Source organism: Borrelia hermsii DAH, assembly GCF_023035675.1.
Lineage (GTDB): Bacteria > Spirochaetota > Spirochaetia > Borreliales > Borreliaceae > Borrelia > Borrelia hermsii.
On sequence record NZ_CP073142.1, the window covers coordinates 170,890 to 184,687 of the forward strand.

Here is a 13,798-nt window from a genome sequence, read left to right on the forward strand (position 1 = left end):
GATTGATTGATATAAAAAGGAGATATTTAGGGATGAAGATAAGGCATCATGATAATAATTTATTACTAGTATTAATATTGCTATTACCATTATTGCTGATAATAAGTTGTAATTTAAAACCCAAAGAAGATGCTGTTCTTAAAGGGAGTTTGTTTGTAAAAAATGCCCTGCTTGTAGGTGCTCCATCTTTAAGGAAACTATCCAAAACAGATGATAAAATAGGCGAGGTAATCGTGCATGGTGTGGGGGTTTCTTCAGAGAAACTGTCCAAAGCAGAGGATAAGATAAGCGCAATTGCGCATGGTGTGGAGGTTGCCCCTGGAACTGGCGCAGATGAGAGCACGGAAGTTAAAATTAATAAGCTTCTAGACGAGTTTGGGTTATCTGATCCTGAAAAGGAAGCAGTTTGGTATATACAAAACATATTAACTGATTCTAAGATTAATGGTTATTTTGCGGATAGTAGGAGTCTTTTTTGGAATGATGTATTTGAAGCGATGCCCAATATGGATGATAAGAAATGTATAACGTATACTGCTCCCCAGTTTTATAACTTGTTAGTTAGTCTTGGTGATGCTAGGTTAAAGGAAATTATAGGATTTCATTTAGAAGCTCTTAGAAGACGAGATGACACTTTAAGTGCTATTTCAGGTATTATTAAAGATGAGACAGCAAGACAAAGATTAAGCTTTATTTTGGGCAAGGTAATGCAATATTATCCATCGTATTTAAAATGGGTATGTGGCAGGTCTGATCCTGATGAAGTGTACCATCAAGCTAAAGCTAGGCTTTCTAATTTAAGTGATTTTACTGAGATTAAAGATGAAGCTATAAACCTTGCAAAGCTTGAGCAGAAATTGCTAGACGCGGGAGTTTTATCTAATGAAGAATGGGAATTAATTGGATGTATGCGAGGTGCAATGAATAATCTTGCTGTGGGGATGCCCCCATCAGCAGGTCGTGCACGTTATCATGGTATTCATTTTGATAAGGCATTAGATAAATTAAGTATTAATGACGAACTGAAAGTATTGCTTGGATATTTCCTATTTAATTTTGTGGCACTAAAAGAGTCTAAAATTGCGATAGATGCTATTGAGGATTCTGCATCCAAACGAAAATTAAAAAATAGATTTGAGGCCCGGAATAAGTTCTATTTAGGCAAATTAAAGGAAATGGGGTATATTTACCTGTGGGGTAGTAGGGATGATTTTGAAGAGATATTAGTATCTGGTTATGACACTACGGAAATGATTAATGATATTAGGGAGAAAGCCAATGAGATTGTATGTTCTGAAAAGCTATACTCAGCATTACCTACTGAAGAATGGGAACTACTTGAATATGCACGAAAAGTAGTAATTGATCCGGATATTGGTCGTGATAAAGGTTACAAGACGTATTCTAATTTTAAGTTTTATGAAGTTCTACTTCGTGCAGGTTATGATAATTTGCGTAAATTAATTGGCAATGATCTATCGCTTTTTAGATTAATAAAAGAGATTGAAGGGTTGATAACGGAAGAAAACAGAGACTTATTCGAAGATGTCTTTAATAATATTAAACATGACCATTCATTGGCTATAAAACATTTATTTGAAGGCTATTTTAAGGATAAGGGCCAGTGGGCACCTAATTCAATTTTGGATTTTAATAACGAGTATATTGGTAAGAGGTTTATGAGGTTAAAACAATTCATTAACCTTGTAAACGAAAGTAGGGCTCGTCGTGCAGCTAGAATGCAACGTCAAGCTTAGCAATAAAATTAAAGCTAAGCAGTGTAGCTTACTATTTTGTACTATAAATATGAGAAGTAGTTTTAAGCCTTAGGATTTAAATCTTAGGGCTTTTAATTTATGTTGGAGATATGTATCGTTTAAGATGAATGCGAAATTAAAATAAATATAAAAAGGGCTTAATTAAAAAAGTTATAAATTGGTGATTTTAAGTCATTATTATATTATAATACAATAATGATTTGCATGTAATAATAAATTGCAAATAATAAAAATTTCATATAATAATAAGTTAATTTAATATATTCATTTGAATTGAAAAAGGAGATATTTAGTGGCAAATAAAAGATATTATAATTTGTTATTACTATTGCTATTATTGCTAGCAATAAGTTGTAATTTCAAATCTCGTCAAAGCGATGTTTCACTTAAAGGGACTCGGCTTGAAGGTAAACTATCTGTAGGTAAACCAACTATAAAAAATTCACTTGACAAAAAAACGTTTATAGAAAGCTTATTTGAAGGAAAAGTGACTATAGATGATGTGCTTAAGTTAGAGCTTAGCGTAGATGAAGGCGAGGATGATGAGGACGCTGTCTCTGAAGCTGGCACAGAAGAGAGCATGGAAGTTAAAATTAATAAGCTTTTAGACGGATTTGAATTATCTGATAAAGCAAAAGACGCAGTTAGGTCTTTGCAAAGTATATTGACTGATCCGGATATTGGCAGGGGTGAAGGTTACAGGACTTATACTGATTCTGAGTTTTATGACTTGATGGCGAGTTTGGGTGATGTTAAGAGTAATGAAATTATAGAAGCTCACTTAACTATTCTTGCCGGACGAGAAAGGCTTCAAGAAGCTATTGAGAATATTAATGGGGAATTGGCAAAAAGATTTAAACCATTCCTCCAAAACGAAATTAAGGCTCAAGAGGAAGGCTATCCATTATATATAAAAGATGTGTTTACTGGGTCTAATCTTAAGAGAATCTTTAGTCTAGTAACAGGTTATAAGGATGCATCTTTAAGTAAGTTTAGTAAGACTCAATATATGGTTGATGCTATTATAGATGGCAAAGATCCGCTTGAAGGGCTTTCTGATGTTGAGTTGAGAGGAGCTAACCTTTTACAAGGTATATTGACTGATTCTAAGATAGGTGATAAAACATATTCTGATGATGAGTTTAGTCTTTTATTGTTTAACTTGGGTACCGATAGGGCTAGGGAAATTATAAGGTCTCATTTAGATGTTGTTGAAGAATTAGAAAAAACTAATATAGCTATTGATGCTGTTGGGGATGAAAAATCCAAACAAAACTTGAAAGATGATCTTACGAAACAAGAAAATGAATATTTATTGAGCCTAAAAGGGGCATTAGATTGGCATGATTTCCCTGATAGAATATGTAATGCCGTGAAAAGTTGCAGGGATCGCTATGTGAATAAGTATGTTAGTCTTGGAGATGAGGCTGGAGAGTTATAGTAGCTGGAGATACCAATAGTAATACTTAATAGAAATTTAAGCCTTAGACCTGGTGTCTAAGGCTTTTGATTTATGCCTTAACTTGAGAATGGAAATTACAAGCAGTTGGGTGAAATCGGAAAAATAACAAAGAGGCTATTTGAATGTGAATTAATCGAGATAGAAATATCAGGAAGATTCTAATTGTACAAGTAGAGAGTGAGTACAAATTTAAAAGACAACAAGAGAGTGAAGCAATAACTAAGGCAGAAGCTTTTAAAAAGCTTGAAGGAGAGCGTAAGCTCGCAGGTTGAGAAGGAGAGCGTATTAAAGCTGAAGCAGAGTTTGATAAGCTAAATTCATATAATTGGTACTTGAGTAAAGCTAGTGATTTATAGCGTGCTTAAGAAGTATAAACGAGATATTAAAGAGAGTAGCAAAAGTAAAATCTGCAGGCTCTGTGCAGGAAATTAAACTTGCATGTAAAGGTGTCCGGGGGGGGGCTACAAGGCATATATGCCTGGTGTAGGACTGATGATTAGTGAGATGGGACAGAGTGAGCTTGTAAGAATAACACCAGCACCGATTGATGAAAATTTGTGTAATCTTGAGACAAGAATCATCGCAGAGGAAATTAGTAATTGAAGTTTGATATGCTATAATTAGTTAGAATGTAAAGAATTAATCGAGGTTAAATATGGGTGTTGCAGTAAAGGAACAATTAGTTGATGAGCAGATAGCTAAGAGCGCAATTGGGTCTGAGAGAGTTAAGAAAGATTATCATAGTGTGACATTTGATGGTCAGATTATTAGCTATTATGTTCTTGAAGAAAAATTTGATCTTCTTCAAGATAGAATGTTAGATAATTTTCACTATTTAGACGACAAAATAAGCATGCTCAAAATTGACTTAACCGAGAAGATAGATGGAGTTGAGACTAGACTTAATGAGAAGATAGAAACTGTTAGGAATGATTTAAATGCTAAGATAGATGGTGTTGAAATTAGGCTTAATGAGAAGATAGATGGGGTTGAGACTAGACTTAATGAGAAGATAGAAACTGTTAGGAATGATTTAAATGCCAAGATAGATGGTGTTGAAATTAGGCTTAATGAGAAGATAGAGACTGTTAAGAGCGATTTAAATGCTAAGATAGATGGAGTTGAGACTAGACTTAATGAGAAGATAGATAAGCTTGATTCTAGGGTAGACAAACTTGATGAGAAGATAGAGATTGTTAAGAATGATTTAGGACAGATTAATTCCCGATTAACTTTAATTGAGAGTAAGCTAGGATTTAAAGGTCAATTAGTTTCATCTTTGACAGTTATTGCTACGCTTGCTGTGTCATATTTTGTAGTACAGTTATTTGTGGCTTTAGGGAAATATTTAGGCATTTCGTAGTAGAGATAATCATTGGTATTGCATCACAAGTAGTCAAGGGTATGTAAAGTTTGGTAGTTGTATAGTGCTCTTAATTAAGATAGGGGTCTTTGATGATAAGTAAAGATATTGATGTTGAGTTTAGTATTGTAAGAGCGGATAATTGAGGGTGAGCTAGTATTGATATCAAGATCAGGAATAATAATTCGTATATAATTTGCCAAGAATTCTGTATAAGAAAAATGCTTATTCTAAGTTTTACGGTCAAAAGTTACTATGTTCAGTTCCATTGCCTAAAAGCAGTAAAGTTAGTTTAAAGCAAAATAATCGTCGAATTTTTAGGCTTAGATGCTAAGAAAACACCTAAAAGCGTTGATGAATCACTTGAATTTATTCTATCTAATTTAGAAGATGACAAGCGCACCATAGAGCCTTTGAGCAAAATTGCTAAATATACAAATGTATCTGATTATAAAATAAGAAAGTATTTATCAGATTTAATGGATAGAGTTTTGGGCATAAGAGATAGAAAAAGATTGGTACTTAAAGTTGATGCTGTGCCGAACTAATAATAGTTATAATAAAGCAAGAGTATAAACGTGAGAAATTTATATGGTAAGAGCAAGTATAGTGTTCCTGAGTGTGTTGATAATAAATTGTTAGCAAAATACGCAGGAAAGTAAAGTTAAAGAAAATAATAATTAGTAAACTAGACGGTAAGGGAAAAAATCTACTGGTTATTGTAGATGGAACTCCATCCCCATCAAAGCATCCTTTTTCTTTTTATCTAATTGTTCTTTTAGAATTTTTAAGGTTTTGTTTTTTTGCATAAATAGACAGGTAGTCAATCGATTTTCTAAAATGAGTTTATGCTTTAAAATAAAAAAGACTTAAGTCTTAATTTAATACACATCCAGGCCATATAATTGGCTATTTACACTATAATCTCAAAGTACCTGATGTTTAAGCTGAATTTATTATTAAACTCTATAATTTTATTAATGGTTTTAAACATCGAGTTATAAGAATATTATGTGCTTTAATTTCCTATAATGGATATATAATAAAATTATATTAAAATAATAAGATTATATGATAGTATAATTTATACATATTAAAAAAAACAAAAATTGAAATCAGTTAATTATAAAAGGAGATGTTTTAATGTTTAAGATAAGATATTTTAAGATATGTTTTTTGTTACTGTTATTATTGGGGATAAGTTGTAACTTGAAACCACTAGGAAGAGATGTTGCTGTGTTGAATCGACATAAGCTTAATGGGAATGTTGCTGACGAGGGCATTGAAGATGTTTTTGAGAGGCATTCAGATATAAGTATTGAAGATAGATTTAATAATTTAATAAATTCATTTGAGTTATCAGGTGAAGAGAAAGAAGTATTTGAATATATACGTGATGTAGTAACCAAATCTTTTCCGGAAGGGCCAGCTTATAAAGCATATAGTGAAGAAGAATTTTATGATTTGTTGGTTGGGTTAGGTGTTTTTAGAGTGAAGCAAATTATAGAGCGTAATTTATTTATATTTACTTTATTAAAAGAAGCCGAAATGGTTATTGAGGAATCAGAATATGGATTTAAAGATAATTTGTCTGTTTTTAGAAATGCTTATATTTTAAATTTAAAAGAGGCATTTAGCGGTACTACTCTTGATGAGGTGCATTATAAGGCTATAAATAATCATCGATTTTCAAATAATTATGCTTGGCGTGGTGTTGTAGAGAGACAAGAATATATTAAAAATTATATTGATCATGTTATAGAAGTTGAAAGAATGTATGCGGAATTGTCAGACGAAGAGAAAGAAGTGCTTGAATATATTCGAGATGTAGTAGTAGTTTATTCTTCTGCTGATGTTGAACTTTATAATATGTATGCCAACATAGATTTTTATTTGAGCTTAGGTAGATTGGGTATTGATAAAGTTAAGCAACTTGTGTATAAGGTTAGTTTGATTTTTCAGAACTTCAAAGAAGCTAAAAAATGGATTGGGATTATTGAAAAAGATAAAATGGGTCTAAAAGAGAAATTACAATCTGATTTTAAATCTACCAAGGAAAAATTTGCAGATGATTTGCGTAATTTTTTCATATCTGCGTCTGGTGGCCATGATTTTAAGAGCCAAATAAATGATCTTGATAAAGATGATTATTCTTGTAGGAAGTTTGATGATATTAGTGAGGATGCTATAGGTATTATTGAGGCAAATAATATTTATGTATGGCTTTCAGATGAGGAGATAGAAGTACTTGAATATGTAAGAAAGGCAGTTACAGATCCTGATCCTGGCGATCTAGAGAATGATGATCTTGGAATATATTCTAATCATCATTTCTATAGAAATTTAAGTAGGGTAGGGATTGATGCTATTAGGCGCTTTGCTAAAGGGATGTTATTATTCTGTTTTGAAAAATATAAAAAATCTAAAGCAATCGTTGATAGAGTGGCTAGGAGAACAAAAGTATTGTATCCAGAATCGCAAAAGAGATCTAGAGTGGAGGCATTCTTTGAGCATTATGAGAAAGAGTTTTTATTGAATATTAAAAGAGCATATGATAGTCACGGTGGTTATTGGTTTTTTGATGGGGAATGTATATCTGATTTTCTGGACTATGTGCATGAATTTGACTTGTTTCTAATAAGGAAAAAACGTAAAATATGGCATTAATCGATATTTATTTAATACTGAAATATTATTGAAATTAATGTTAAAAAATTTCTGCAATTATCCATATGTAAGCTTTTCTGAGGTGTTGGACTTGAAACTAATACAATATAATGGGATGAATGATGAAATATCGTAATGTTGTTAAATTTCTTAAGATGATAGAGCGTATGATGAGGGATGTTGGCTTTGTGTTTGAAAAATAACTTTATAGTAACTATTACTATCCTATAGATAGTAATAGTGAAGTTATTTGTTAGGTCTAGGTTGAGGGAAGAGTTTGATTCTAGAGTGACCATGGAAGAGCTTATATTAATAAGCAGCTAGCTAAATATTTAACAATGTTAAAGAAAGCTAGAAACGTGATTTTTAATATTCTAGAATGTGTGGCTTTAAATAAAAATAGTACAAAGAAGATGTCAATTATATGTTGAATAAAATTATAAATATTGTAAATGATGAGCATATTTTATTATAGCAGTTAATATTGTGAAGCAAAGGGGAATAGAAAAGAATCATATTTGAAGATATTTGCTAAATAATGAGAGTGAACCCTTTTTCATTAAGATACGAATTTATCACCAATCTTTGTGTATCTCTTATAGCCCAAACTCTATCCATTAAATCTGATAAATATTTCCTTATTCTATAAGAAGATAAATGTTGATAATGTACCGAAATAATTGTTTTGAATTTTGTAAAAAATATATACTCCTTTAAGTTCAGTAACAACTTTAAAACAGTTTCTTCCAGGTTGATAAAGAGGAAAATATTCTACATATTCAAATAAGTGAAGCACTACTTCTAAATCAAAGATTAAAGAAGCAGTACTTCACGAGTATCTATTTTAGTTAGGGAGTTTATTTAGTTGCTATGGATTTATCTTGTGTGCTCATAGAGTGAAAATTGTAGTGTTATATCGTTTACAATACCTTCAAATAGGGCTGAGGTGTTTGTTGGGCTTGATAAATTACTGTACACTTCATCAACAGAGGTAGTATTACAAATGCTTTTTAAATGCTTTATGTAGTCCGTTGTTATAATGTAGAATCTGTGTGTAAATAAGTTTTTTTCTCTCCCAACGTAATTTGCAAGAGCGTCTGCTGTTGCTTGTTTTTTCTTTAATATTATCACTATATTTGATAGGATTTTTTTGAGTTTATCAATATTTGTGTCCAGTATGAACTGAGCTAGTTTTGCTTGTGCATTAGTTGTAATATTATGGTCCTCAGGGTTATCTGGATTAGGTTTTGTAATGGAGCTTTCAAGGAAATCCAAAGCATTTTTTTCGTCGTCATTTAATTGTTCTTTAACTTTATTATAAGCATCATAATAATCTTTTATAGTGTTTGCAATCTTTTCAAATTGGGCTTTATAGGCTGTTTTTCTTGCTAAATTACTGTATATCTCATCAACAGAGGTAGTATTACAAAATCTTTTTAAATACGTTATATGTTCTATTTCCATATCTTTGAATTTTTGTATAAGTGTGGTTTTGTCTGGCCCAGTGTAATTTATAAGAGCATTTTTTGTTATTTTTTTTGCATTTAATGTTAGTATAATATCCAATAGAGATTTTTTGAGGTTATTAATACCTAGGAGTAGTATGAACTGATTAAAGTTTTGTTTTGAGTGAGTTATGAAATTGTGGTCATATGGGTCATCTAGATTAGGTGTTGTTATAGAGTTCTCAAGGAAATCCAAAGCATCTTTTTCGGTGTCATTTAATAGTTTTGTAAGTTTATTATAAGTTTTATTATAATAATTGATATGCATTACAATAATTACAAATTGGGCTGAGTTGTTTGTTGTTTTTGGCAAATGATTGCACATCTCATCAACAGAGGTAGTATTACAAATTCTTTTTAAATGCTTTATGTAGTTTGTTTCTGCATCTTTTAATTTTTGTGTAAGCGTGTCTTTGTCTGGTCCAGTATGATTTGTAAGAGCATCTTCTGTTACTCTTTTTGCATTTAATGTTAGTACAATATCCGATAGGATTTTTTTGAGGTTATTAATATCTAGGCGTAGCATGAACCGATTAAAGATTTGTTTTGAATGAGTTATGAGATTGTGATCATCAGGATCATCTGGATTAGGTGTTGTTATAGAGTTTTCAAGGAAGTCCAAAGCATTTCTTTCGTTGTCATTTAATTGTCCCGTAACGTTATTGTAATGATTTATTGCATTTATAATGCCTTCAAATTGGGATGTGTGGTCGTCTGTTCTTCTTTCTGACAAGTAATAGTACATCATATAAAAATTGTAAGTATTACAAATGCTTTTTAAGCGCTTTATGTAGTTTGTTTCTGCATCTTTTAATATTTGTGCAAGTGTGTTTTTTGCTGGTCCAGTGTAATTTGCAAGATCCTTTTCAGCTATTTTTCTTGGCTTTGATGTTGATACTATGTTTTCTAGAGCTTTTTTGAGGGTCTTAATATCTGTGAATATGTGTGGTACTAACCTATTAAAAAAGTTTTGTTTTGAATGAGTTATGAGATTATGGTCCTCAGGGTCATCTGGATTAGGTGTTGTTATAGAGTTTTCAAGGAAATCCAAAGCATCCTTGTAGTCGTCATTTAATTGTCCTGTAATATTATTATAATATTTTATAGTGTTTGTAATATTTTCAAATTGGGCTGAATTGTTCGTTTTGCTTGATAAATTACTGTGCATCTCATCAGTAGAGTAAGTATCACAAATGCTTTTTAAATGCTTTATATATTTCGTTTCTTCATCTTTTAACATGTGTTCAAGTGTGTTTTTTGCTATCTTAGTGTATTTTGCAAGAGTATCTTCTGCTATTATTTTTGCATTTAATGTTAGTACAATGCCTGCTAGAGCTTTTTTGAGCTTCTCAGTATTTGAGTCTAGTATGAACCTATTAAAGTTTACTTGTGCATTAATTGTTATATTATGGTCCTCAGGGTCATCTGGATTAGGGTTTGTGATGAGGTTTTCAAGGAAATATAAAGCCTTTTTTTCGTCGTCATTTAAATCATTTGTAATGCCATTATAGATTGTATCATAATCTTTTATAATGTTTGTAATATTTTCAAATTGGGCTGAGTTGTACGTTTGGCTTGACAAATTACTGTATGTCTTATTGGCAGAGGTAGTATCACACATTTTTTTTAAATGCTTTATATATTTCGCTTCTTCATCTTTTAATATTTGTGTAAGTTTGTGTTTTGCCAGTCCAGTGTAAGTTATGATTGCATTTTCTGCTATTTTTTTTGCATTTAATATTAATATAATGCTCTCTAGAGCTTTTTTGATTGTATCAATATCTAGGTGTAGTATGAACCGATTAAAGACTTGTTTTGAATGAGCTCTGATCATTGCAAGGTCATATGGATCATTTGGAGTAGGTTTTTTTATAGAGTATTCAATGAAATCCAAAGCATCTCTTTCGTTGTCATTTAATTGTTTTATAATGCTATTATAAGTACTATAAAACCGATTTATTGTGTGTACAATGTTTTCAAATAGGTATTTGTCGTCTTTTTCTAGGAGCAAATTATGGTACATTTCGTTAATAGAGCGAGCATTACAAATGCTTTTTAAATTTTCTATATATTTAGTTTCTTCATCTTTTAACATTTGTGTAAGTATGTTTTTGTCTGCTCCAGTGTAAGTTATAAGAGTATCTTCTGCTACTTTTTTTTTCTTTAATGTTAGTATAATAATCGCTAGAGCTTTTTTGATTTTATCAATATCTAGGTTTAGTATGAACCTATTAAAGTTTCCTTGTGCATTATTTATAAGATTATGGGTATCTGGGTCCTCAGGGTTATATGGATTAGGTGTTGTTATAGAGTTTTCAAGGAAAGTTAAAGCATCCTTTTCGTCGTCATTTAATTGTTCTATATTGCTATTATAATGTTTTATATTATTTATAATACCTTCAAATAAGGATGTGTTGTATGTTTGGCTTGACAAATTACCGTTTATTTCATCAAAATCTTTAGTATTAAAAATGCTTTTTAAATGGTTTATATAGTTTGTTGTTGCATCTTTTAATATTTGTGTAAGTGTGTCTTTGTCTGATCCAGTGTAGTCTGCAAGAGCATTTTCTGCTACTTTTTTTGTATTTACTGTCAGTACAGTGTCCGATATAGCTTTTTTGATTTTATCAATATCTAGGTTTAGTATGAACCTATTAAAGTTTGCTTGTGCATTATTCATGAGATTATGGGTATCTGGGTCATATGTGTTATTTGGATTAGGTTTTGTTATGGAGTATTCAATGAAATCCAAAGCATCCTTTTCAGCATCATTTAATTGTTTTGTAATTTTATTATAATGTTTTATATTATCTGTAATATCTTTAAATTGGGATGTGTTGTATGTTTGGCTTAATAAATTATTGTACATCTCATCAAAATCCTGAGTATTACAAAGTATTTTTAAATGATTTATATAGTTTGTTGTTGCATTTTTTGATATTTGTGCAAGTGTGTTTTTTGCTGGTCCAGTGTAGTTTGCAAGATCATCTTCTAGTCCTTTTTTTGCATATAATGTTAGCAGAATACCTATTAGAGCTTTTTTGAGCTTCTCAGTATTTAAGCTTAGTATGAACTGACTAAAGCTTTCTTGTATCTGAATTGTGATATTAGGGTCTTCTGGTTCATATGGATTATATTGTATTATAGAATTTTCAAGGAAAGTTAAAGCATTCTTGAAGTCTCGATTTAATCGGCTTGTAACTTTATTATAATCTTTTATATTGTTTGTAATATCTTCAAATTGTGCTGAGTTGTTTGTTTGGCTTGACAAATTATTGGATATCACATCAGGAGATTGAGTATTACAAATTACTTTTAAATGATTTGTGTAATTCGTTGTTGCATCTTCTAATCTTTGCATAAGCATGTTTTTTGTTGGTTCAGTGTAATTTGCAAGCTCCTTTTCTGCTACTATTTTTGCATTTAATGTTAGTACAATGCCTGATATACTTTTTTTAAGTTCATCAATATCTAGGTTTAGTATGAGCTTAAGAAAGTTTTGTTTTGAATGAGTTATTAGATTGTGGTCATCAGGGTCATTTGGATTGGGTGTTGTTATAGAGTTTTCAAGGAAAGTTAAAGCATCCTTTTCGTTGTAATTTAATTGTTTTGTAATTTTATTATAATGTTTTATATTATTTATAATATCTTCAAATTGATCTGAGTTGTTTGTTTGGCTTGATAAATTACTGTACATCGCATTGACAGAGTTAGAGTGAGTATCACACATGCTTTTTAAATGGTTTATATAGTTTGTTGTTGCATCTTTTAATATTTGTGCAAGTGTGTTTTTTGCTGGCCCAGTGTAATTTGCAAGCCCCTTTTCTGCTACTATTTTTGCATTTAATGTTAGCACAATACCTGATATAGCTTTTTTGAGTCTATCAGTATTTATGTTTAGTATGAACAGATGAAAGTTTGTTTTTGTCTGGATTGTAAGGTTTGTAGGGGCGGTGTCTTTTGGTTTATCTGGATTAGGTTTTGTTATAGAGCTTTCAAGGAAAATCAAAGCATCCTTTTCGTTGTCATTTAATTGTTCTGTAATTTTATTATAATCTTTTATAGTGTTTATAATATCTTCAAATTGTGCTGAGTTGTTTGTTTGGCTTGACAAATTATTGGACATAATATCAGTAGATTGAGTATTACAAATTATTTTTAAATGATTTATATAATTTGTTGTTGCATCTTTTAATTTTTGTGTAAGCTCGTCTTTTGCTGGCCAGGTGTAATTTGCAAGAGCCTTTTCCGCTTTGCTTTTTGCATTTAATGTTAATGCAATATCTGCTATAGCTTTTTTAAGTTCATCAATATTTAAGTTTAGTATGAATTTAAAAAAGTTTTCTTTTGTGTGAGTTATGAAATTACGGTCACTTAGATTAGGTGTTGTTATGGAGTTTTCAAGGAAAGTTAAAGCATTTCTTTCTTTGTCATTTAATTGTTTTGTAATCTTATTATAATATTTTATAGTATTTATAATATCTTCAAATTGGGCTGAGTTGTTCGTTTGGCTTGACAAATTACTGTTTATTTCATCAAAATCTTTAGTATCACACATGCTTTTTAAATGGTTTATATAGTTTGTTGTTGCATCTTTTAATATTTGTGTAAGTGTGTCTTTGTCTGATCCAGTGTAGTCTGCAAGAGCATTTTCTAACCCACTTTTTGCATTTAATGTTAGCACGATACCTGCTATAGCTTTTTTAAGTCCATCAATATTTAAGTTTAATATGAACTTTTCAAGGTTTTTTTGTGTTTGAATTTTAACATGATGCTCATCAGGGTTATATGGATTAGGTGTTATAGAGTTTTCAAGAAAAGTTAAAGCATCCTTTTCACCGTCATTTAATTGTTCTTTCAGGATTGTTAATTTGTTTTTTTGCATAAATATTTTCCTTATATTCTTAAATTTTGTATATTAAATTTAATATTCTTAAATATATTATACAAAATTTAAGAATATAAGGAAATAACTTGAAGCGATATATTTTATTAGTTATATATACTAATACATAATAAACTA

Annotated in this window: 6 protein-coding genes; 5 read left to right on the forward strand and 1 reads right to left on the reverse strand. The window is 30.6% G+C overall.

The genetic code is table 11. The features are described 5' to 3' along the window. The first annotated feature begins 32 nt into the window (after positions 1-32). The 5 genes from bhDAH_RS06525 (at position 33) to bhDAH_RS06540 (ending at position 7,270) form a co-directional block, all read left to right on the forward strand. Positions 33-1,757: a BTA121 domain-containing protein surface lipoprotein gene (locus bhDAH_RS06525; protein ID WP_020732495.1), complete on the forward strand. Its 1,725-nt coding sequence runs from the start codon at positions 33-35 to the stop codon at positions 1,755-1,757. A gap of 313 nt (positions 1,758-2,070) precedes the next feature. Continuing rightward, a complete protein-coding gene (locus tag bhDAH_RS06530) occupies positions 2,071-3,219 on the forward strand; it encodes a BTA121 domain-containing protein surface lipoprotein (protein WP_062705960.1) in 1,149 nt (382 codons plus the stop codon). Positions 3,220-3,714: 495 nt separating this feature from the next. Then, entirely contained in the window at positions 3,715-3,843 is a 129-nt protein-coding gene (locus bhDAH_RS07515; protein WP_257722531.1) for a hypothetical protein, read from the forward strand. A gap of 52 nt (positions 3,844-3,895) precedes the next feature. After that, on the forward strand, positions 3,896-4,603 hold the full coding sequence (locus bhDAH_RS06535; protein WP_064536620.1) for a hypothetical protein: 708 nt from the start codon (positions 3,896-3,898) through the stop codon (positions 4,601-4,603). A 1,209-nt stretch (positions 4,604-5,812) separates the two neighbouring features. After that, positions 5,813-7,270 carry a BTA121 domain-containing protein surface lipoprotein gene (locus tag bhDAH_RS06540; protein WP_192957790.1) on the forward strand — a complete coding sequence of 486 codons (1,458 nt, stop codon included), beginning with the start codon at positions 5,813-5,815 and terminating at the stop codon, positions 7,268-7,270. 876 nt (positions 7,271-8,146) lie between these two features. Here the strand turns inward: bhDAH_RS06540 and bhDAH_RS06545 are convergent. Continuing rightward, on the reverse strand, positions 8,147-13,660 hold the full coding sequence (locus tag bhDAH_RS06545; RefSeq protein WP_020732501.1) for a BTA121 domain-containing protein surface lipoprotein: 5,514 nt from the start codon (positions 13,658-13,660) through the stop codon (positions 8,147-8,149). Positions 13,661-13,798 lie beyond the last annotated feature (138 nt).

What these genes read in the sequence shown, in the direction of transcription:
- bhDAH_RS06525 (WP_020732495.1), top strand. Translation starts at nt 33, where the DNA reads ATGAAGATAAGGCATCATGATAATAATTTATTACTAGTATTAATATTG.
- bhDAH_RS07515 (WP_257722531.1), top strand. Translation starts at nt 3,715, where the DNA reads ATGCCTGGTGTAGGACTGATGATTAGTGAGATGGGACAGAGTGAGCTT.
- bhDAH_RS06535 (WP_064536620.1), top strand. Translation starts at nt 3,896, where the DNA reads ATGGGTGTTGCAGTAAAGGAACAATTAGTTGATGAGCAGATAGCTAAG.
- bhDAH_RS06545 (WP_020732501.1), bottom strand. Translation starts at nt 13,660, where the DNA reads ATGCAAAAAAACAAATTAACAATCCTGAAAGAACAATTAAATGACGGT.